Here is a 21,472-nt window from a genome sequence, read left to right on the forward strand (position 1 = left end):
TCTTACTGGGTTTGCGGTGATGTCAGCGGCCGCTTCGGCGGCGCAGGGTGTCGAGCAGGACGGCCAGGGCGATCACGACGCCGATGACGACCTGCTGCCAGAAGGCCGACACCGACAGCAGGTTCAGCCCGTTGCGCAGGACGGCCAGGATGAGCGCGCCGACCAGCGTGCCGAGCGCCCTGCCCTTGCCGCCCGACAGGCTCGCCCCGCCGATGACCACGGCGGCGATCGCGTCCAGCTCGTAGCCGGAGGCGGCCTGCGGCTGCGCCGAGGCGAGCCGGCTGGCCAGGACGATGCCGGCCACCGCGGCGAACGCGCCGGACAGGGCATAGGTGACGAGCTTCTGCCGGCTGACGGCGATGCCGGACAGCCGGGCTGCCTCCTCGTTGCCGCCGATGGCGTACATCGCCCGGCCCGCGTACGTGCGGTTGAGCACGACGGCGGCGATCACGCCCATGAGCGCCATCACCAGCACGGGCACCGGCAGGTAGCCCCCGACGGTGTCGCCGAGGTGGGAGACCGCCTCCGGCATCTCGATGGGGCTGCCCTGGGAGACCACCAGGGCCAGGCCGCGCGCCACGCCCAGCATGGCGAGTGTGGCGATGAACGGCGGCAGCTTGCCGTACGCGATGAGCGCGGCGTTGACCAGCCCGCATCCGATGCCGACGGCGAGCGCGACGAGCGTGGCCAGCGGCCAGGGCAGCCCGCTGTCGGCGGCCGTCCAGGCCAGCACGATCGCCGACAGGGCGGCCACGGCGCCGACGGACAGGTCGATCCCGCTGGTGATGATGACGAACGTCGAGCCGAAGGCGAGGATCGCGGTGACCGCCGCCTGGACGCCCACGTTCAGCAGGTTCGTCACGGTCAGGAAGTCGCCGGACAGCAACGACAGGGCCACGACGAGCACGACGAGCGCCGCGACCGAGCCGTTCTCGGCCAGCAGGTTCCTGGCCGTCGGCCGTACGGCCAGCACGTTAGTGGACACGAGCATCCTCCACCTCGGTGACGGCCAGCGCCATCACGGAGTCCTGGTTCGCGTCGGCGGCCTCCAGCTCGCCGACGAGCCTGCCTCTGGCCATGACGAGGATGCGGTCGCTCATCCCGAGGATCTCGGGCAGATCGCTGGAGATCATGAGGACCGCGTGGCCGGAGGCGGTGAGCGAATTGATCAACTGGTAGATCTCGACCTTGGCGCCGACGTCGATGCCGCGCGTCGGCTCGTCGAGAATGAGCACGTTGGCGTCGGCGAGCAGCCACTTGCCGATCACGATCTTCTGCTGGTTCCCGCCCGACAGGGTGCGCACCTCCTGGCCGAGGTGGCTCATCCGCACGCCGAGCTGGTCGGCCACCCGCGCGGCGGCCTGGCGCTGCCCGGCCCGGTCGACGAATCCGCCGTGGCTGGCGCCGCGCAGGGTGACCAGGCCCAGGTTCTCGGCGATGTCGGCGCCCAGGACGAGTCCCTGGCCCTTGCGGTCCTCGGGGACCAGGCCGAGCCCGGCCTCCATGGCGGCGCGCACGTCGCCGCCGGGCAGCCGCCGGCCGCGTACCAGCACCTCGCCCGAGTCGGGGGCGTCGGCGCCGAACACCGCCCGGGCCACCTCCGTGCGGCCCGCGCCGACCAGCCCGGCCAGGCCGACGACCTCGCCGGCCCGCACCTCGAAGGACACGCCGGAGAACGCGCCGGCCCGGCTCAGGTCGCGCACCTGCAGCAGCGGCTCGCCGGCCGCACTCGCCTCGCGCGGGTACTGCTGGTCGATGGGCCGGCCCACCATGAGGCGGATCAGCTCCTCCTCGGGCGTGCCGGCCGGCACCTGGGCCACCGAGCGGCCGTCGCGCAGCACGGTCACCCGGTCGCCGATCTGGGCGATCTCCTCCAGGTGGTGGGTGATGAACACGATCGCGACGCCCCGCTCGCGCAGCTGCCCGACCAGGTCGAACAGGCGCCGCACCTCGGTGGTGGTGAGCACGGCGGTGGGCTCGTCCATGATGAGGACGCGGGCGTTCAGCGCGAGCGCCTTGGCGATCTCGACCATCTGCATCTGCGCGATGCCCAGGTCGGCGACGCGGGTACGCGGGTCGACGCCGACGCCGACCAGGTCGAGCATGCCGCGGGCCTGCTCGTGCATGCGCCGCGTGTCGACGAACCCGAAGCGGCGGGGCGGCCGGCCCAGGGCGAGGTTCTCGCCCACGGTCAGCTGCGGGACCAGGTTGAACTCCTGGTAGATCGTGGCGATGCCGAGCCGCTGGGCGTCGGAGGCGTTGCGGATGTCGACCGGTTCGCCGTCGACGAGGATGCGGCCGCTGTCGGGCTGGTAGGCGCCGGACAGCATCTTGATGAGCGTGCTCTTGCCGGCGCCGTTCTCGCCGAGCAGGACGTGTACCTCGCCTGCGCGCAGCTCGAAGTCGACGCCGTCGAGCGCCACCACGCCGGGGAATCTCTTGCCGAGCCCCTCGACGCGCAGGATCTCCCGTGCCTGGCTCACGAGCCGCCCTCCTTCCTCGTGCCGGTCTCTCCGCAGGACTCGCGCGCCACGAGCCTGGCGGGCAGCACCACCGACTCGGCGGCCCGGCCGCTCAGCACGTCGAGGATCACCCGGACCGCGCGCCGGCCCAGCTCGGCGGTGGGCTGGCTGATCGCGGTGATGCGGGGATGGACGTGGTTGAACCACGGCACGTCGTCGAACGAGGCCAGCGCGACGTCGCGGGGGATCTCCAGGCCGCGCTCGCTGATCGCGTCGAGCGCGCCGAGTGCCATGAGGTTGTCGCCCAGGAAGATCGCCCGCGGCGGCTCGGGCAGGTCGAGCAGTTCGGAGGTGATCCGCTGGCCGCTGCCGGCGCGGAAGTCGCCGACGCGCACGTACTCCTGGGGGATCTCCAGGCCGTGCTCGGCCGCCGCCCGCAGGAAGGCCTCGGTCCGCTCGCGGCCGGTGGACAGGGTGCTCGGCCCGGACACGAACGCGATCCGCCGGTGCCCGAGGGCGCGCAGGTGGGCGACCAGCTCGGCGATGGCGGTGCTGCCGTCGGCCCGTACCGACGGCACCTCGATGCCGCTGAGCGTCCGGTCGAGGAAGACCAGCGGGCGCTCTCCGCGGCTGACCTCCTCCACCAGGGGCGTCACCTCGGCGGTTGGGCAGATCAGCAGCCCGTCGACCCGCCGTTCGAGCAGGGTGCGCACGTAGTGGTCCTGCTGGTCGGCGCGCTCGTCGGCGTTGCCGATGATCACGGTGTAGCCGGCCGCGCGGGCCTCGTCCTCCACGGCCCGCGCCAGCTCGGCGAAGAACGGGTTGAGGATGTCGCCGATGATCAGCCCGAGCGTCCTGGTGGCTTCGGTGCGCAGCGACCGGGCGACGGCGTTGGGCCGGTAGTTGAGCGCGGCCATCGCGTCGTGGACCCGGTTGCGCGTCTCCTCGGTGACGGAGGGGTTGTCGTTGAGCACCCGGGAGACCGTCGCGACGGAGACGCCCGCCTGCGCGGCGACATCTTTGATTCGAGCCACCTGACCTCCATGTAATCGGTTACACGAGCGTATGTAATCGGTTACATGATTGTGAATCGGTAGGCTGTGTGATTCAGGTCACATTCTCGAAGGTGCCCGTGCTCTTCGCGACGCCATGGTGTGGGTGAACGGCGTCGAGGTGGCCCCGCCACCGCGGTCTCCGGACGGCGCCCACGACCTCGAAACCGGCGTCACGGTGAACCGGCGATGAGCCGGTCATCCGCGCTCGGCCCGCCTGTGACAGCCGGGCTTCCCGCTCGGCCGTCACAGGCAGGCCCCTGTGGATCAGCGGCTCAGAACTTGATCCACCAGCCGTCCAGGTAACCCGTGTCGCCCGCGGTGACGTCCTCGACGCGTAACGTCCACGTCCCGTTCGCCGGTGAGGCGCTGCCGTCCACCGGATAGGTCTCCCAGATCACGTCGCCGTTGTCCTGGGGGCTTGGTATGCGGAGCTTGTACACCTTGCCGTTCGGGCTGATCAGGTCGATCTTCAGATCGCCCACCCAGGTGTGGTGGACCTCCGCGTAGACCGTCGCCTTCGAGGGCGCGTTGCCCGGGAGCCAGCCCGTCACCGTGATGGGCGAGGTGACGACGCCCTTGTCCGGGATGTTGTGGTCGTCCCAGTTCTCGAAGAAGGGGAAGTCCATCGACCAGCCGTCGATGAAGCCGGCGTCGGGGGAGTAGGCGTCCGTGGCGCGGAGCTTCCAGGTGCCGTTCGGCGTGGTCACGGAACTGGTGTCCACGTCGTACGTCTCGTCGATGGAGTCGCTGCCGTCCGGGGACGGCTCCCGCAGCGGGAACACCTTCCGGTCCGGGCTGACCAGTTCGAGCTTCAGATCACCCACCCAGGGGTGCTGGACGGAGACCCAGACGTGCAGCTGGACCGGCCCCTTGTCGAGAATGCCGCTCACGTCGATCGGAGAGTCCACGCTGCCCCGATCGGGAATGGCGTGGTCGTCCAGGTTCACGAAGTACGGCGGCCAGACGCCCTTCGGATCGTCCGGCGGAGTGGGGGTGGGCGTGGGGGTCGGGTTCTGGGGGAGGGCGGCACTGTCCAGCCGGAGCCGCGGAGTGGTGGCGCCGGTGTAGGTGATGGCCTTGCCCGTGGTCTTCATGGCCGATTCCAGCTCCGCGATGCTCGACTGGGGGAAGGCCTGGCGGAGCACGGCCAGCGCGCCGCTCACGTGGGGAGCGGCCATCGAGGTGCCGCTCAGCGGCGCCCACTTGTCCCCGGGCACGGAGGAGATGATCGAGGTCCCGGGGGCGAAGAGGTCCAGGAGAGGGCCGCGGTTGCTGAAAGTGGACACGGTGTCGTCGTCGGTGGTGCTGCCCACCGTGATGGCGGAGGACACGCAGGCCGGTGCGCTCACCGCGTCGCCGTACCCGTTGTTCCCGGCCGCCACCACCGTCGCCACCCCGGCCGCCAGGAGGCCGTCGATGGCGGGCTTGCGCGGATCGGTGTCACACGTCGCGGTGTACCGGCCGCCGCCCAGACTCAGGTTGGCGGCCACCAGCGGCGTACCGGCCTCCTTCAGCTCCAGGGCCTTCTCCAGGCCCGCCACCTGGGCGCTGGTGAAGCTCAGCACGCACGGCGCGGCGCCCGCGCCGCAGAAGTCCTCCGACGTGAACTTGCTGAACACCTGAATGGCGACCAGGTCGGCTCCGGGTGCGACACCGGCCGGTGGTGCTCCGGTCACGCCCTTGCCGTCGCCGGCGGCGATGCCGGCCACGTGCGTGCCGTGATCGCAGTCGAGGGCGGGGTCCGCGCAGGGCCCCTGTTCGGCGTCGGCCGCCCCGGGCCCCTCCTGCTGGGCGGTGCCGTCGGGGCACAGGCTGGTGGCGCCGTAGTCGGCGTCGATGGGGGAGAAGCAGGCCTCGTCGAGCACCCGTCCGCCCAGGAAGGGGTGGCCGGTCGCGACGCCGGTGTCCAGGACGGCCACCGCGCTGCCCGCGCCGGTCAGGCCCGCGGCCCGGGTGCGATCGCCGCCGATCAACGGGACGCTCTCGGCCAGCACCGGCGGCACCGGCCGGTCCTCCGACACGCTCACGACGCCCGGCCGGGCGGCCAGCCGGTCCAGCGCCGCGGCGTCGACACGCAAGGTCACCATGGGGAACCGGGACAACGACTGCAGCACCTGGCCGGCGCTCGCGGCGTCGGGCAGATCGGCCCGCGTTCTGGTGACGACGTTCACTCTGATCTTGCCGGCGGCGGCCCGCGCGCGTAACCCCGGCTCTATCGACGGCGGCGCCGCCGCCGTGGTCCGTTCGTCCACCGGCGCGGCGCGAGCCGGTACGCTCGCGACCGCCGTGGCCGCCAAGGCCATGATGACGACGAGCAACAGAGGGAGCGGCGTCGCCGCGGCGGCGACCGTGGACGTTAATCGGCGCAACCAGGCCTCCTTCATGGTGATTTGATCACCTGGACAGTAAGTGCTCGAAAAGCGCCCGGCAAGGGCCTGGACAGATGTTCTGCACGGTGCTCAAATCGCATACGGAGCTGCATCCTCGGTGTCTGCGGCGAGCACCGTTCCGCATCCTTGCTTCGCACTGTATAGCCAGGTCAGATGCCCAAAAAAAGGACTCTGGAGAAAAATTGGCCAGGCGTTCCACCTGCTTTTCCCAAGGAATTTATGGTGGCTTTATGGTGCTTCTGTGGCGGTTGCCTCGATAATTGTCGCAACGAAATTTCGGCTCATTCGCCGAGGCGTGTGCCCGTCCGGTTCCGGAGGCTTCGGAGGGCGGCGGCGGGGCGGGAGGGGGCCGGGCACCTTTTGTGGGGTTTCCACAACGCAGCGGCTTCGCCATGAGCGATGCGGGCCATTGGTGTAGCGGGCGGCGATCGAGCAGGGTGTAGAAAGGTGCAGGCGGCGCTCCGGACTCGGGCGTCGCCTTTGTGCGTGAGTATGGGGAGGCTCAGCCGGTGTTCAGTCGTGTCGCCATCGTCAACCGTGGAGAGGCAGCGATGCGCCTCATCCACGCCGTCCGGGACCTCTGCGCGGAGACCGGGGCCCGGATCGAGACGGTGGCGCTCTACACCGACGCCGACCGCCACGCGACCTTCGTCCGCGAAGCGGATCTCGCCTATCCGCTGGGCCCCGCCTCCGCCCGCCCGTACCTCGACCACGCCGTCCTGGAGCGGGCACTGGTGGAGACGGGCGCCGACGCCGCGTGGGTCGGCTGGGGGTTCGTCGCCGAGGACCCGGCGTTCGCCGAGTTGTGCGAGAAGATCGGCGTCACCTTCGTCGGGCCGAGCGCGGAGGCGATGCGCAAGCTGGGCGACAAGATCGGCGCCAAGCTCATCGCCGAGAAGGTCGGCGTCCCCGTCGCGCCGTGGAGCCGCGGCGAGGTCGCCACCCTGGAGGACGCGCTGCGCGCCGGCGACGAGATCGGCTACCCGCTGATGCTCAAGGCGACCGCGGGCGGCGGCGGGCGCGGCATCCGCATGGTCGCCTCGAAGGAGGACCTGACCGACGCCTACGAGCGCACGAGCCAGGAGGCGCTGCGCGCGTTCGGCTCCGGGGTGGTCTTCCTGGAGCGGCTGGTCACCGGCGCCCGCCACGTCGAGGTCCAGGTCATCGCCGACGGTCAGGGCACCGCGTGGGCGCTGGGCGTGCGGGACTGCTCGGTGCAGCGGCGCAACCAGAAGATCATCGAGGAGTCCGCCTCGCCGGTGCTGGGGATCGAGCAGACGGCCGAGCTGAAGGCGTCGGCCGAGCGGCTCGCCGTGGCGGTCGGCTACTGCGGCGCCTGCACCGTCGAGTTCCTCTACCACCCCGGCGAGAAGCTGTTCGCCTTCCTCGAGGTCAACACCCGGCTGCAGGTCGAGCACCCGATCACCGAGATCACCACCGGCACCGACCTGGTCCGGCTGCAGCTGCACGTGGCCGGCGGCGGGAAGCTCGAGGGCCCCCAGCCGGCCGAGGCCGGCCACGCCGTCGAGGCCCGGCTCAACGCCGAGGACCCCGACCGCGACTTCGCGCCCGCTCCTGGCCGCATCGCCCGCCTGATCCTGCCCACCGGGCCCGGCATCCGCGTCGACACCGGCGTCAGCGAGGGCGACACCATCCCGGCCGACTTCGACTCGATGATCGCGAAGATCATCGCCTACGGCCGCGACCGCGAGCAGGCGCTGGGCCGGCTGCGACGCGCGATGGCCGACACCACGGTGATCATCGAGGGCGGCGCCACCAACAAGAGCTTCGTGCTCGACCTGCTCGACCAGCCCGAGGTGATCGACGCGAGCGCCGACACGGGCTGGATCGACCGCGTACGCGCCAAGGGCCGCCTGATCAGCCACCGCCACTCCGCGATCGCCCTGGCCGCCGCCGCGATCGAGGCCTACCAGGACGAGGAGGAGGTCGGCCGCCGGCGGCTGCTGTCCACCGCGCACGGCGGCCGCCCGCAGGTGCAGCACGACTCGGGCCGCCCGCTGGACCTCAAGCTCCGTGGCGTCGGCTACCGGGTGAGCGTGGCCCGCGTCGGGCACCGGCGCTTCCGCGTCGGGATCTCCGGCGGCGGCGACGTGCACCCGGCGGACGTCGAGGTGGAGCGGTTCGACGAGCACAGCGGCCAGATCGTGGTCAACGGCCGCCGGTTCCGGGTGGTGTCGGCCACGCACGGGCCGATCCACCTGGTCGAGGTCGACGGCGTGACGCACCGGATCAGCCGCGACGAGGGCGGCGTCGTCCGCTCGCCCGCGCCGGCGCTGGTGGTCGCGACGCCGCTGTCGGCCGGCGACGAGGTCGAGGCGGGCGCGCCGATCCTGGTGCTGGAGAGCATGAAGATGGAGACGGTGCTGCGCGCGCCGTTCCGCGCCCGCGTCCGTGAGTGCCCGGTGTCGGTGGGCAGCCAGGTCGAGACCGGCGCGCCGCTGATGCGCCTGGAGCCCCTCGCCGACGAAGGCCCCGACGAGGAGGCCGCGGGCACCGTCGAGATCGACCTGCCCGCCGTGCCGTCGGACGTGTCCGCGGCCGACCGGGTCGAGCGCGGCCTGCAGGACCTGCGTGGCCTGCTGCTCGGCTTCGACGGCGGGCCCGACGACCGCAAGCAGGTGCTGACCTCGTACCTGGACGCCCGCGCCGAGCTGGGCAGGCAGCCGATCGAGGGCGAGCTCGACCTGCTCACCGTGTTCGCCGATCTGGCCGAGCTGAGCCGCAACAAGCCGGGCGGCGCGCTCGACGTCGAGCCGGGCAACCCCGTGCACAGCCCGCGCGAGTTCTTCCACAGCTACCTGCAGAGCCTCGACGTCGAGCGCGCCGGCGTCACCCAGAGCTTCCAGGCCAAGCTCACCAGGGTCCTCGCCCACTACGGCGTCCACGACCTCGACCGCACGCCTGAGCTGGAGGCGGCGGTCTTCCGGATCTTCCTGGCCCAGCAGCAGATGAGCGCCGGCGTCGCGATCGTGTCGGAGCTGCTGCGCCATTGGCTGGCCGGCGCGCCGCCGTTCGAGTCGCTCAACGAGCGCGCCGGGCTCGGCCTGGAGCACCTGGTCGAGGCCACGCAGGTGCGCTTCCCCACGGTGTCCGACCTGGCCCGCGGCGTGGTGTTCCGCTGGTTCGCCCAGCCGCTGCTGCGCCGCAACCGCGCCAAGGTCTACGCCGCCGTACGTGACGACCTGCGCTACCTGGACGCCGACCCCGACGCGCCGGACCGCGCCGAGCGGATCCAGGCCATGGTGGCCAGCTCCGAGCCGCTGGTCCGGCTGATCGGCCAGCGGATCGGCCGGCCCGGGCTGGACCACGCGCCGCTGCTGGAGGTGCTGACCCGCCGCTACTACGGCAACCGCGGGCTGTCCGAGGTCACCGCGCGCGAGGTGGCGGGCTGCCCGTTCGTCACCGCCGAGCGCACCGGCGCGGACGGCGTGACCCGCGTGGTCACCACGGCGGTCGACATCGCCGCCCTGCCCGCGGCCATCGGCGCCGTCGGCACGTTCGCCACCGGCAGCGCCACCGATGGGGGGTTGGTCGCCGACCTCTACGTCACCTGGGAGGACCAGCCGGACGCCGACGCCATGGCTGCGCGGATCGGGCAGCTCCTCGCCGAGCACTCGCGGCCCGCGGGCGTCAGCCGGGTCACCACCACCGTCGTCGGCACCAGCGGCGCCGTGATGCATCACCACTTCACCTTCCGCCCCGACGGCGCGGGCTTCGCCGAGGACCGGCTGATCCGCGGCCTGCACCCGCAGATCGCGGAGCGCCTGCAACTGCAGCGGCTGCGTGAGTTCGACCTCACCCGGCTGCCGTCGGCCGACGAGGAGGTCTACCTGTTCAAGGCCGTGGCGCGGAGCAACCCGGCCGACGAGCGGCTCATCGCGATGGGCCAGGTCCGCGACCTGACGCCGCTGCGCGAGGCCGACGGCAGGCTGATCGCGCTGCCCGCCGTGGAGGACGCGCTCACCGCGGGCCTCGACGCGATCCGCAACATCCAGGCGCAGCGCCCCCAGAACAAGCGCTTCGACACCAACCGGATCATGATGTACGTCTGGCCGTCGACCGAGCTGTCCACCGACGAGCTCAACATGCTGGTCCAGCGCATCCTGCCGACCACGGCGGGCGCGGGGCTGGAGGAGGTCCAGTTCGTGGCCCGCCAGCGCAACGCCGCCGGCGAGCTGGCCGAGGTCGCCGTGCGGATCACCCTCGACCCGGGCCACGGCGCGAGCCTCGACGTCGGCAAGCCGTCGACGGAGCCGGTCCAGCCGCTGGACGACTACCGCCAGAAGGTGCTGCGCGCGGCCCGGCGCGGAAACGTCTACCCGTACGAGCTGACCGGCCTGCTCGCCGGGCCGGAGGGCAGCTTCGCCGAGCACGACCTCGACGAGGGCGGCGCGCTCGTGCCGGTCGACCGGCCCAAGGGCAAGAACTCCGCGGCGATCGTGGCGGGCGTCGTCACGACGCCGACCGAGCGGCACCCCGAAGGCGTCACCCGAGTGGTCCTGCTCGGCGACCCGACGAAGGCGCTGGGCGCGCTGTCGGAGCCCGAGTGCTCGCGGGTGATCGCCGCCCTCGACCTCGCCGAACGGATGCGGGTCCCGCTGGAGTGGTACGCGCTGTCGGCCGGCGCGCGGATCTCGATGACCTCGGGCACCGAGAACATGGACTGGGTCGCGGCCGCGCTCAAGCGGATCGTCACGTTCACCCAGGACGGCGGCGAGATCAACATCGTGGTCGCCGGGATCACCGTCGGCGCCCAGCCGTACTGGAACGCCGAGGCCACGATGCTCATGCACACCAAGGGCATCCTGGTGATGACGCCGGACTCGGCGATGGTGCTCACCGGCAAGCAGTCACTCGACTTCTCCGGCGGCGTGTCGGCCGAGGACAACTTCGGCATCGGCGGTTACGACCGCGTCATGGGGCCGAACGGCCAGGCGCAATACTGGGCGCCCAACCTGCCGGCCGCCCGCGACGTGCTCATGGCGCACTACGACCACACCTACGTCGTGCCCGGCGAGACCGCGCCGCGGCGGGCGCACACCATCGACCCGGCCGACCGCGACATCACCGAGTTCCCGCACATGATCGACGGCAGCGACTTTGCCACCGTCGGCCAGATCTTCTCCGCCGAACACAACCCCGACCGCAAGAAGCCGTTCGACATCCGCACCGTGATGCGTGCCGTGTCCGACCAGGACCACCCGGTGCTGGAGCGCTGGGCGGGCATGGCCGACGCGGAGACGTCCGCCGTACAGGACGTGCACATCGGCGGCCGGCCGGTCTGCCTGATCGGCATCGAGTCGCGCTCGGTGCCGCGGCGCGGCTTCCCGCCCACCGACGGCCCCGACACCTACACCGCGGGCACGCTGTTCCCGCGGTCGTCGAAGAAGACCGCGCGGGCGATCAACTCCGCGTCGGGCAACCGGCCGCTGGTGGTGCTGGCCAACCTGTCCGGGTTCGACGGCTCGCCGGAGTCGATGCGCAAGCTCCAGCTGGAGTACGGCGCGGAGATCGGCCGGGCGATCGTCAACTTCGACGGGCCGATCGTGTTCTGCGTGATCTCCCGTTACCACGGCGGCGCGTTCGTGGTGTTCTCCAAGGCGCTCAACCCGAACATGACCGTGCTGGCGCTGGAAGGCTCGTTCGCCTCGGTGCTCGGCGGCGCCCCGGCCGCCGCCGTGGTGTTCTCCGGCGAGGTGAACAACCGCACCGCGACCGACCCGCGGGTGACCGAGTTGCAGACGCGGGTCTCGGCGGCCAGCGGCGCCGAGCGGGCGGCGCTCAACGCCCAGCTCGCCGAGGTGCAGGCCGCCGTCCGGGCGGAGAGGCTCGGCGAGGTCGCCGCGGAGTTCGACCGGGTGCACAGCATCCAGCGCGCGGTCGAGGTCGGCTCGGTGGACGCGATCATCAGCGCCGCCGAGCTGCGGCCGCGGATCATCGAGGCCATCGAGCGCGCGATGGCCTGACCTTCACCCGGCCCTGTCGCCGGGTGTCACGGCACCCGGCCCCGTCAGCGGGGGTCGCGGCGCCCGGCTCCGTCAGCGGGTGTCACGGCGCAGCGGATGATCGGACGGGACCTCGACCAGCACGATGCGGTGCCCGTCGGGGTCCTCGATCCACAGCTCGATGAGGCCCCACGGCTCCAGCCGCGCCTCACGCACCACCGTGACCCCCGCCTCCCGGAGCCGTCCCTCCTCCTGCGCCACATCGCGTACCTGCAGCCACAGCGACAGCCCAGAAACGGCCCCGTCGTCGGAGTGCCCGGAGATCTCCAGGAACCCCTGGCCGAGGAAGAAGACCACGCCCGGGTGGTCGGCGGGGCCGAACTCGCGATAGACGGCCAGGCCGAGCGTCTCACGGTAGAAGCCGAGGCTCCGGGCGAGATCCTTCGGACGCAGCAGCACTCGATTGCTCAGCACCTCCATGCCCGACCTGTTCCCCGTCGGACCGGCGGAAACGCGGCACCACGATGTGAGCGACATCACCCGCCAACCGTGACACAACGGTGTCGCGGCCTCGCGACACGCTGGGCCGCATGAACGTACCCACCATTCACCTGATCGGTCAGGACCCCGACGAGCTGGCCGAGACCGTCGCCGTCAACGACCGCATGGAGAAGCTGCTCGACGGTCAGGTGCCGCTGCACGTCCAGGACGACCCCGTGGCGGCCCGCGAGTTCCAGCGCACGGGCGGAGGCGGGTTCCCCACCCTGCCGCGGGTTCCCGAGGCGAGCTGGCGCACCGTGACCACCTCCGACGGCGGCCGGCTCCCGCTCCGGGTCTTCCTGCCGCCGGACGGGCGCGCGCCGGAGGGCGTGTTCCTGCACTTCCACGGCGGTGGCGGGGTGATCGGCTCGGCGGACGGGCAGGATCCGCGCCTGCGCGACGTGGCCGCCAACTGCGGGGTGGCAGTGGTCAGCGTCGAGTACCGGCTCGCCCCGGAGCACCCCTATCCCGCCGGGAACGACGACGCCGAGCAGGCGGCCCTCTGGCTGCTGGCGAACGCCGCCGCCGAGTTCGGCACGGAACGGCTGCTCGTCGGCGGCGAGTCGGCCGGGGCGCGGCTGGCCGTCACCACGCTCCTGCGGCTGCGTGACCGGCACGCCGTGACACCCGCCGAGGCGTTCCTGGCCGCACAGCTCTCCTTCGGCGGCTATGACCTGGGCCATGGCACGCCGAGCAGCCGCGCGTCGGGCGACCGGAACCGGCTGATCAACCGGCCGATCCAGGAATGGTTCCGGAGCAAGCAGTTTCCGGGACTTTCGCCCGACGAACGCCTCGATCCCGACATCTCCCCCCTCTACGCGGACCTGCGTGACCTGCCCCACGCGCGGTTCACGGTGGGAACGGCCGATCCCGTCCTCGACGACACGCTGTTCATGGCGGCCCGCTGGGCGGCGGCGGGCAACACGGCCGAGCTGGTGGTGGCGGAAGAGGGCTGGCACGGGTTCACGCTGCATCCCACGGCGCTGGCCCGGGGCGAGCTGGCGGCCCAGGAGGAGTTCGTCCGCCGGCGGCTGCCCTAACCTGAGAACCCCGACCCGGATGACGCCATGAACCGTACCGAACGCCTCTACGCCCTGGTGGACGAGCTGCGCGCGGCCGCGCCCCGGCCGCGCACCGTGGGCTGGCTGGCCGACCGGTTCGGGGTGTCGCGGCGTACCGTGCAGCGTGATCTGCAGGCGCTGATGGAGGCCAGGGTGCCGGTGCGCGCGGAGGCCGGGCGGCACGGCGGCTGGTTCATCGACCGCGACACCGCCCTGCCGCCGATCAACCTCACCGCGGCGGAGGCGCTGGCGGTGGCCGCGGCGCTGGCCGGAGCCGAGCAGACGACGCCGTTCTCGGCCGCGGGGCCGGCCGCCATGCGCAAGCTGGCCGCCGCCCTGGGCGAGTCGGCCGTGGAGGAGGTGCGCGCCCTGACCGAACGCATCCACGTGCTGCCCGCCCGGACCGCCTCCGGCGTGCTCCCGGTCGTCGAGCAGGCGGTGGCCCGCCGGCGCGTCGTCTGGATCCGGTACGCCGACTCGGCGGGCCGGGAGAGCGAGCGCGAGGTCGAGCCGGGCGGGCTGCTCACCGCCTCGGGCGCGTGGTACCTGATCGGATGGTGCCGCAGCCGGCGGGCGGGGCGGGGCTTCCGCCTGGACCGCATCCTCGCCGCCGAGCTGCGGGACGAGCCCTGCCCGGCCCGTACGGTGTCGTCCCTGGACCACAGCCTGGCCGAACGCGTCCGTCAGGCCGACACGCTGCGCTCCCTCAGCTGGGAGAGCCCACCGCGCAGGCCCTGATGACGGTCTGGGTGAGGCCGGTGCCGGCGGTGTCCGCCATGGGCAGGACCCCCCCCTTGGCGATCAGCGGCCGGGCGTCGGACGGGATCACGTACAGATGGCCCCCGCTCATCTGCCCGGTGAACGTCACCTCCCGGTCCTGGCCGGGACCCGGTCGCCGGGTGATCAGGGTCACGGCGTTGTCCGCGAGGCCGGCCGGCGGTGGAGCGGCCGACGTGATGTGACAGGAGACTTGGCCGGCCGAGGTCGGCCGGCCAGGTCTCGTCAGCCGACGGCGTAGGCGCGGCTGATCGTCTGGGTGACGCGGTCACCCGCGCTGTCCGTCGCCGTGGCGCGGAGCGAGACGTACCCCGGGGTGCGGGGGTTGGGGAGCAGCACCGTCCAGCCGGTGCCGCCGGGGAGCACGGGGATCCGGCGCCAGGTCGCGCCGTCGTCGGCGGACATCTCCAGGGTGAGAGACCGCACCGCGGCCTTGGCGGCTCCGGGGTTCCGCTCGACCCGGACGGGGACCCGGGTCACGGATCCCGGACGGGCGCGGTTGGAGTCGTCGAGGCCGGCCGGTGCGTAGCGTAGCGCCATCAAGGGCAGGGGCGACGGTTTCGCCGTGCCGGCCGAGCGGAAGGTCCAGATGGTGTCCACCGCCGTGGTGAGGGCCGTGTGGGGTGCCTGCCTGCGTACCGACGCGGTCAGCGTGTAGGTGTCCGCGGCCTCCGGGAGCCGCGCCGACAGCAGGCATTTGCCCGGTTCCGCGGGCGCGCAGCCGGTCACGTCGGCTTTCGCGATCACCTCGCCGTTCCGGGCGAGGGTGAGCGCGCCGGTGGCCGCGGCGTCGGCGCCGCTCCGCCCGGGGGCGCCGTCGCTGAACAGCTGTGCGGCCGAGACATTCAGCTCGTTTCCGGTACGTTCGCCGCCGCCGGCGGCGAACCCGGGTCCGGTGACCGCGGCGTTCCACACCTCGCGTACCGGTCCCCGATCCAGGCGGCCGCTGGTGCCGGTCAGCGTGGCGGTGCCGGTCCGGAAGTCGCTGTCCCAGACGAATCCCGGGGTCCGGTAGTTCGTCATGGAGCCGGGGAGATCGACGGCGGGCGACGGGACCGTGAAGGCCCAGTCCATACCGGGCATGCGGGGTCCGGTGGCCGCCACGCCCCGGCCCGGCACGCCCGAGGCGCGGTAGGTCTCGCTCACCTTCACCAGGTCGGCCGTCCGCGCGGTGTAGGCAGGGTCGTCCGGAATGCCGCCGACCCGGTAGTCGACCAGGTCGTACCGGTAAGGGCTGGGCGAGGTGTCCTTCTTGTGCCAGACGGTGCTGGTCATGTAGCGCAGCTCGGGCTGGCGTACGGGGAGCACGAAGAAGCTCCGGCCGGGGTCTCCGACGGCTATCCAGCCGAAGTACCAGGTCCCGTTGGCCAGGGTGAGACCCTGGATCTGCTCCGGCACGGCGGTCGGATCGTCCACCGCGAACCGGATCTGCTTGGCCTGGCGCGCGTCCAGCACCACCTTCTGATCGTCGTTGCCGACGTAGACCGGGACGTGCGCGGTCGTGGCGGCGGTGGCTTCATACACGTCCGCGTAGAGGTTCCAGCGGCCCTTGGGCAGGCGGACCTTGGCCGTTCCGCGCTCGAACATGATGAGTTGGGAACCGCCGGTGACGAGGTTGTAGAACTCGCCGAAGCCCGAGGCGGGGCCGCCGTCCCGGGTGATGCCGGTGACGGTCACGTCGGCCGATTCCGGCTCCACGTACGCGCCGGCCAGGGTGCGGATGACGGTGTCGCCCGAGGTGGCGGTGACGACGCCGGTGTGCTCACCGGTGCTCTTGCCCTCGGCGTCGATGGTGAGCGTGACCTGCGCCTCCGCTCCCGCCGGCACCTGCAGCCGGTCCGTGGACAGTTTCAGCACGTCGCCCGTGACGGCGAGGTCCAGGGTGACGGGGGAGTCGCCGGAGTTGGCGTAGGTGAGGGTCCTGGTCGCCTGCCGGCCGTCCGTGCCGTCCCAGGGGAAGGCGGCCCAGGCGGTGCCCGGTACGGCGACGACCGGCTGTGCCAGCGCGCGGACCAGGTCCACCCGTCCGCCGCCCTGGTCGAAAGGCGTGGCGCCCGGGGTGGAGGCGGCGCTGCCGATCAAGGCGGCCTTGAGTCGTTCACCGGTCCAGCCGGGATGACGCTGGGCGAGGATCGCGGCGGCCCCCGCCACGTGCGGCGCGGCCATAGAGGTGCCGTTGTGCGCGATGTAACCGCCGCCGACGGCCGCCGCCGTGATCTCGACACCGGGGGCGGTGATCTCCGGCTTGATCGCGTGGTCGCCCAGCCGGGGACCGCGGCTGGAGAACCCGGCCAGCTGGTCCGTACGATCCACCGCGCCGACGGTCAGGGCCGCGTCGGCGCTGCCCGGGCTGCTCACGGTGCCCGGACCGCCGTTGTTGCCCGCGGCCACGACGAACAACGCGCCGGTCCGCGCCGAGAGCGTGTTGATCGCCTGTTCCAGCGGGTCGAGGTCCATGGTGTCGGCCCCGCCGATGCTCATGTTGACGATCTTCGCTTTGACCTCGGTGGCCGCCCACTCCATGCCCGCCAGCAGGGCGGAGTCGGTGATGCCCTCGGCGCCGCCGACCTTGCCGACGGCGAGCCTGGCCCCCGGCGCCACGCCGCGGTACTTCTCCCCGGCGCCCGCGATGATCGAGGCGACGTGCGTGCCGTGGCCGAACGTGTCGCGCGGGTCGGAGTCGCCGGTGAAGCTGCGCGCCTGCGTGACCACGCTCTTGAGGTCCGGGTGGTCGGGGTCGTAGCCGCTGTCGAGCACGGCGACCGTGACGCCCTCTCCGGTCATGCCCTGCTTCCACGCCTCGGTGGCGCCGATCTGCTTGACGCTCTGGTCGAGCGTGAACGAGCGGCGCCCGTCCAGCCAGATCCTCGTCCTGCCCGCGGTCTGGGCCCGGGATCGGCCGATCAGGTCCTTCCAGGACTCTCCCGCGCCCTTCTTGGGCAGCCGCAGGGCGGTCATCCCGAGCGCGGCGAGTCGCGCGGTCTGCTGCGCGGCCTTCAGCGGCGACGCCGGATCCGCGCCCGTCTGGGTGATGAGCGGGATGTCCGCTCTGTCCGCGTCGCCCAGCCGCCACCGCAGGAGCTGGGTGACGTCAAACAGGCGCCTGTCCAGAACGCCCGCGGCCACCAGCGGCATCGCGTCGGAAGGGATCACGTGGAGGTGTCCGTCGCGGTACTGCGTGAAGTACCTCACCTGCCGGCCCGGTCCGGGCTCCACCCGGTGGCCGCGGCCCGTCACGACGACGCGGTCGCCGGTCAGGAGGGTGACGCTGCCGGCCTCTTGCGCGGCGCTCGCACTGTCACCGGGAACAGGCTGCTGAACGGCCGCCAGACCGACCGTGCCGGCCAGTACCGCGGCCATCAGCCCACTGCCTAAGCTCATGTCCTACCTTTCGGTGGTCAAAGATGATCCATGCCCAGCCGTTGCCCGGCGGACGGCATGGTCCGCCGGGCAACGGTGCTCAGAGCGCGAAGTCCAGCGCGAACTCCTGGTACACCCGCTCCTCGATCGCCCGCGCCCGGGGCGCGTACGCCGGGTAGAAGGCCTTGCCGCACTCCAGGTCGGCCAGCGCCGCCGTGACCTCCTTGTCCAGGTACGGCTTGGCCTGCTCGGGCGTCAGCCGAGGCATCACGACGGCCCCCTTCGGCAGCGAGCCCTTGCTCTGGGCTCTGGCGACCTCGGTGGCCTCCTTCGCGAACGTGGCCCGTCCCCGGCCGGCCAGCACCGACGGCCTGGTCTCGGCGACCTTCAGGCAGCCTCCGAACTCCTTGCCCAGCGCGGCCACCTTGGCGTCGGCGTCGAGCTCGCGCAGCCCCTTGGCGAGCGCCGAGTTCACGTCGGCGAGGAAGTCGTCCTGCGAGGTCACCGTCTTGCCCAGCACGGTCTTGACGGCCTTGGCGAAGCACTTGTCGTCCGCCGCCCGCCAGGCCTGGAGGTCCTTGGCCGACAGCGACATGAGGAGCTTGTCGTTCCTGCTCTCTCCCATGTCCCGGTCGACCGCGGGGTCGCCGGGGAAGACGAGCCTGGACCAGACGCCGAAGCCGTACTTGGCGCGGTAGGCCCGCATCGCCTCGTGGTCGCCCGCGAGCCGGGCGCGCTCGTCCTTCGTCCGGTCGCGCTTGATGACCTTCTCCGGCAGGTACGCGAGCCCCTGCTCCTTCATGCAGGCGGCCCGCATCGACTCGATCCTGGCCTTGTTCTCGTACGCGGCCTCGGTCCCCGGCGTGGCCGTGGCCAGGCCGCCGAACGAGGTCGCGAGCAGGGCGGCGGCGACCGCCTTGGCAATGAACATGATGATTTCCCTTCGTTTTCCGGACATGCGAAACAGAACTCCCGGCGCGAAAGGCGCCGGATCGGGGGAAGGTCTCAGCAGGGGATGCGCAGCCGCGACGCCTTGGGCGACACCTCCGGCAGGGCGGTGACCAGATCGACGGTCAGCACGGCGGTGCCCGTCACCGTCCCCTTGCGGGAGGTGTAGACGCCCTCGGGCATCTTGACCTGGATGTCCCTGGTGTTCACCGTGCGTTCGCCCAGGTAGTGGTAGGTCCGCCGATCGAAGATCAGCTCGGAGCGGCGGCCGTCGCCCTCGTCCATGGCCACGGCGACGCCCGGCCGGCCCGCCGCGTCCACGGCATCGCCGATCAGGCGGATCCCCTTCAGCTCGGACGCCACCCGGAAGAGCGCGGCACTCAGGCTCGGACGCACCACCGACTCCGCGACCAGCTGCTTGAGCTCGGCCCACATCCGCGCCGGGTCCCGGCCGGTCCGGGCCGCGAGCTTCGCGCGTACCGCTTCGACGTCGGTGGGCCAGGCGCCCAGCCGCACGTAGGCGCGCTGTCCGGGGCAGGAGGACTCGTACAGGGTGTCCTCGGCGCCTCTGTCCCACAGCCACCGGGGCACCGGGTCGCCCGTGACGGACTCGGCCCGATCCCGGAGCAGCCAGGGCTTGCCGGGGTCCGCGGGTTCCCAGCGCTCCTCGACCGCCGTCACCACGTAACCCAGCACCGGCCCGCCCGACGGGTCGCGCGTGTTGCGCGGGTCCTGGGTCCGCCTCTTCGTGTGCACGTACTGGCCGGGCCCGGGCACCAGGTCCCGCTGGTCGGCGGCGGCCCGGGCGGCCCGCTCCAGCACCGCCTGGGCGTTGGCCGGCGGCGTGGCCGACCCGCCCAGGACCACCTGCCCCGCGATGATCACAGCGGTGAGCGCCGTCGCCAGCAGGCCGACGGCGGCCAGCCGGAAGGCGTACCGGCGCCGTGGTCGTGTGCGCGGCGGGGCCGCCGCCCGGGCCAGCAGGGCGACGCGGGCGGCGGCCAGGTCACGCTCGGTGGCCTCGGGCGTGTCCGCCCACAGGCGGTCGAGCTCCGCCATCTCATCCATGATCGGTTCCCTCCAGGGCCTGGCGGACCTTCTTGCGCGCCCGGTTGAGCCGCGAGCGGACCGTCCCGACCGGGATGTCCAGCGCGACGGCCACTTCCTCGTACGTCAGCCCGACCCACGCCACCAGCAACAACGCGTCCCGGTCCCCGGTGCGCAGCCGGGCCAGCGCGGCGACCAGCGGCCGGTTGACCGCCAGCGTCGCGACGCCGTCCTCGACCAGGCCGCCGCCGATCTCCGCCGGGTCCAGGCCGCCACGCGCGTACGCCCGGTACCTGGCCAGCTCCCGGCGGTGCCGCTTGCCGATCACGTTCGAGGCGATGCCGTACAGCCAGGGCCGGGCGTCGTCCTGGCCGGGCTGATAGCGGTGCCGGTGCTCGAAGGCCGCCAGGAACGTCTCCGACACCACGTCCTCGGCCGCGTCGGCGCCCAGCCTGCGGGCGGCGTAGCGGTGCAGCGCGGGGGCATGGCGGTCGAACAGCACGGCGAACACCTCGGGCTCCTCCCGGGACCTGCGGATCAGGTCCGGGTCGGCGGCCTCGGCCGTCGCCGGTTCTGCCATGAAACGGTCAGCTCCTTCATGCGGTGCCTTCCTCATTGGGCACGGTCGCCTGTACTTACCGCCACGGCGCGAAAGAGTTCACGGACGACTCCGATGCCATGACCGCTTTGGGCGGGAGCGCCCGGCGGATGTGGCACCATCGAATCGGCACCGCGGCGCGCGGGCGGGTCGCTCGGGCAGACGGGCCAGCACGGTGGAGGCCGGGAAGCGAAGGACATGAATCGGGCACCAGGCATGGTGGATGTGGCACGCGAGGCGGGCGTGTCGCACGTGACCGTCTCCCGCGTCCTCAACGACCACCCGTCCGTCCGCCCGGAGACCCGGGCTCGCGTCGAGGCCGCCATCGAGAAGCTCGGCTATCGCCGTAACAGCGTCGCCCGCGCGCTCAAGAGCCGTCGTTCCTCGACGATCGGGGTGGTGCTCGCCGGGGCCGAGCTGTACGAGCTGCCGCGCGTCCTGCGGGGCGTGCAGACGGCGGCGCAGCGGGCCGGATACTGGGTCAATATGGCCAGCTGGCAGGGCGGCACCACCAGAGACCTGGCCGAGACCCTGCAGCGGCTCACCGACCAGGCGGTCGAGGCCATCGCGGTCATCGCCGACCGGCCCATGGTGATGGACGCCCTGGCCGACATCGTGACCGGCGTGCCGATGACGGTGGTCATGTCCGGCAACGTGCCCAACCCGGACGTCGGCTTCGTCGAGCTCGATCAGGAGCTGGGCGCGCGGCTCGCCGTACGGCATCTGGTGGAGCTGGGGCATCGCCACATCGTCCACCTGACCGGCGCGCTGCGCACCTTCGACGCCCGAGCCCGCGTCGAGGGCTGGCGGGCCGCGCTGGAAGAGGCGCCGGAGGCCGGCGGCGAGTTCTTCGAGGGCGACTTCACCGGCAACAGCGGCTACCGGCTGGCCCACTACCTCGTCACCCGCCGCACCGGCGAGCCGCCGACGGCGATCTTCGCCGGCAACGACCAGATGGCCATGGGGGTGCTGGCGGCCTTCGCCGAGCTCGGCGTGAAGGTGCCCGGCGACGTCTCGCTCGTCGGTTTCGACGACATCGCGGGAGCGGCCTATCAGGTGCCCGCGCTGACCACGGTCCGCCAGGACTTCGTCGCTCTCGGCGCGCGCTGCATCGAGCAGGTGCTGCGCATGATGCAGGGTGAGCCGGCCTCATGCGAGCGGATCGCTCCCGAGCTCGTGATCCGGCGCAGCACGGCGCCGCCCAAGCCGCCCCGCTAGGCGCAACGCCGCCCGAGCCGACCCGCCAGGCGCAGCACGGCTCTGCCCAA

14 protein-coding genes are annotated in these 21,472 nt (G+C 72.3%); 4 read left to right on the forward strand and 10 right to left on the reverse strand.

What is annotated here, in order from left to right:
• Nucleotides 1-22 precede the first annotated feature (22 nt).
• The 4 genes from ACWEPL_RS14395 to ACWEPL_RS14410 form a co-directional block, all read right to left on the reverse strand.
• Entirely contained in the window at nucleotides 23-991 is a 969-nt protein-coding gene (locus ACWEPL_RS14395; RefSeq protein ID WP_363982627.1) for an ABC transporter permease, read from the reverse strand.
• Nucleotides 975-2,483 (reverse strand): sugar ABC transporter ATP-binding protein, encoded by a 1,509-nt coding sequence (locus tag ACWEPL_RS14400; protein WP_452436399.1) that lies wholly within the window; start codon nucleotides 2,481-2,483, stop codon nucleotides 975-977. Before ACWEPL_RS14400 ends, ACWEPL_RS14395 begins: the two co-directional genes overlap by 17 nt.
• On the reverse strand, nucleotides 2,480-3,496 hold the full coding sequence (locus tag ACWEPL_RS14405; protein WP_363982621.1) for a LacI family DNA-binding transcriptional regulator: 1,017 nt from the start codon (nucleotides 3,494-3,496) through the stop codon (nucleotides 2,480-2,482). The genes ACWEPL_RS14400 and ACWEPL_RS14405 overlap by 4 nt, the downstream gene beginning before the upstream one ends.
• A gap of 293 nt (nucleotides 3,497-3,789) precedes the next feature.
• On the reverse strand, nucleotides 3,790-5,886 hold the full coding sequence (locus ACWEPL_RS14410; protein WP_452436400.1) for a S8 family serine peptidase: 2,097 nt from the start codon (nucleotides 5,884-5,886) through the stop codon (nucleotides 3,790-3,792).
• Between the two features lie 530 nt (nucleotides 5,887-6,416).
• On the opposite strand from ACWEPL_RS14410, the gene ACWEPL_RS14415 reads away from it, so the two are divergent.
• On the forward strand, nucleotides 6,417-11,894 hold the full coding sequence (locus tag ACWEPL_RS14415; RefSeq protein ID WP_452436401.1) for an ATP-binding protein: 5,478 nt from the start codon (nucleotides 6,417-6,419) through the stop codon (nucleotides 11,892-11,894).
• Between the two features lie 72 nt (nucleotides 11,895-11,966).
• Here the strand turns inward: ACWEPL_RS14415 and ACWEPL_RS14420 are convergent, their stop codons facing one another.
• Nucleotides 11,967-12,353 (reverse strand): VOC family protein, encoded by a 387-nt coding sequence (locus ACWEPL_RS14420; RefSeq protein ID WP_350732953.1) that lies wholly within the window; start codon nucleotides 12,351-12,353, stop codon nucleotides 11,967-11,969.
• A gap of 110 nt (nucleotides 12,354-12,463) precedes the next feature.
• On the opposite strand from ACWEPL_RS14420, the gene ACWEPL_RS14425 reads away from it, so the two are divergent.
• Nucleotides 12,464-13,453: an alpha/beta hydrolase gene (locus ACWEPL_RS14425; protein WP_452436402.1), complete on the forward strand. Its 990-nt coding sequence runs from the start codon at nucleotides 12,464-12,466 to the stop codon at nucleotides 13,451-13,453.
• A 27-nt stretch (nucleotides 13,454-13,480) separates the two neighbouring features.
• On the forward strand, nucleotides 13,481-14,212 hold the full coding sequence (locus ACWEPL_RS14430) for a helix-turn-helix transcriptional regulator (RefSeq protein ID WP_452436403.1): 732 nt from the start codon (nucleotides 13,481-13,483) through the stop codon (nucleotides 14,210-14,212).
• Here the strand turns inward: ACWEPL_RS14430 and ACWEPL_RS14435 are convergent.
• The 5 genes from ACWEPL_RS14435 to ACWEPL_RS14455 all read right to left on the reverse strand — a co-directional run bounded on the left by ACWEPL_RS14435 (nucleotide 14,181) and on the right by ACWEPL_RS14455 (nucleotide 20,186).
• On the reverse strand, nucleotides 14,181-14,387 hold the full coding sequence (locus tag ACWEPL_RS14435) for a hypothetical protein (RefSeq protein ID WP_452436404.1): 207 nt from the start codon (nucleotides 14,385-14,387) through the stop codon (nucleotides 14,181-14,183). The genes ACWEPL_RS14430 and ACWEPL_RS14435 overlap by 32 nt on opposite strands.
• 89 nt (nucleotides 14,388-14,476) lie before the next feature.
• Nucleotides 14,477-17,632, reverse strand: coding sequence for a S8 family serine peptidase (locus ACWEPL_RS14440; protein WP_452436405.1), 3,156 nt, complete (start codon nucleotides 17,630-17,632; stop codon nucleotides 14,477-14,479).
• A 79-nt stretch (nucleotides 17,633-17,711) separates the two neighbouring features.
• On the reverse strand, nucleotides 17,712-18,542 hold the full coding sequence (locus ACWEPL_RS14445; protein WP_452436406.1) for a hypothetical protein: 831 nt from the start codon (nucleotides 18,540-18,542) through the stop codon (nucleotides 17,712-17,714).
• Nucleotides 18,543-18,616: 74 nt separating this feature from the next.
• Complete coding sequence (locus ACWEPL_RS14450) at nucleotides 18,617-19,627, reverse strand: CU044_5270 family protein (protein WP_452436407.1); 1,011 nt, start codon at nucleotides 19,625-19,627, stop codon at nucleotides 18,617-18,619.
• Nucleotides 19,620-20,186 carry an RNA polymerase sigma factor gene (locus ACWEPL_RS14455; protein WP_350732947.1) on the reverse strand — a complete coding sequence of 189 codons (567 nt, stop codon included), beginning with the start codon at nucleotides 20,184-20,186 and terminating at the stop codon, nucleotides 19,620-19,622. Before ACWEPL_RS14455 ends, ACWEPL_RS14450 begins: the two co-directional genes overlap by 8 nt.
• A gap of 216 nt (nucleotides 20,187-20,402) precedes the next feature.
• Between ACWEPL_RS14455 and ACWEPL_RS14460 the strand changes: the two genes are divergently transcribed.
• Nucleotides 20,403-21,422: a LacI family DNA-binding transcriptional regulator gene (locus ACWEPL_RS14460; RefSeq protein ID WP_363982600.1), complete on the forward strand. Its 1,020-nt coding sequence runs from the start codon at nucleotides 20,403-20,405 to the stop codon at nucleotides 21,420-21,422.
• The last annotated feature ends 50 nt before the right edge of the window (nucleotides 21,423-21,472 follow it).

The organism is Nonomuraea sp. NPDC004186, assembly GCF_053603495.1.

Coding starts and splice junctions, on each gene's coding strand:
- ACWEPL_RS14395 (WP_363982627.1), bottom strand. CDS start 991: ATGCTCGTGTCCACTAACGTGCTGGCCGTACGGCCGACGGCCAGGAAC.
- ACWEPL_RS14420 (WP_350732953.1), bottom strand. CDS start 12,353: ATGGAGGTGCTGAGCAATCGAGTGCTGCTGCGTCCGAAGGATCTCGCC.
- ACWEPL_RS14425 (WP_452436402.1), top strand. CDS start 12,464: ATGAACGTACCCACCATTCACCTGATCGGTCAGGACCCCGACGAGCTG.
- ACWEPL_RS14430 (WP_452436403.1), top strand. CDS start 13,481: ATGAACCGTACCGAACGCCTCTACGCCCTGGTGGACGAGCTGCGCGCG.
- ACWEPL_RS14440 (WP_452436405.1), bottom strand. CDS start 17,632: ATGAGCTTAGGCAGTGGGCTGATGGCCGCGGTACTGGCCGGCACGGTC.
- ACWEPL_RS14445 (WP_452436406.1), bottom strand. CDS start 18,542: ATGTTCATTGCCAAGGCGGTCGCCGCCGCCCTGCTCGCGACCTCGTTC.
- ACWEPL_RS14450 (WP_452436407.1), bottom strand. CDS start 19,627: ATGGATGAGATGGCGGAGCTCGACCGCCTGTGGGCGGACACGCCCGAG.
- ACWEPL_RS14455 (WP_350732947.1), bottom strand. CDS start 20,186: ATGGCAGAACCGGCGACGGCCGAGGCCGCCGACCCGGACCTGATCCGC.
- ACWEPL_RS14460 (WP_363982600.1), top strand. CDS start 20,403: ATGAATCGGGCACCAGGCATGGTGGATGTGGCACGCGAGGCGGGCGTG.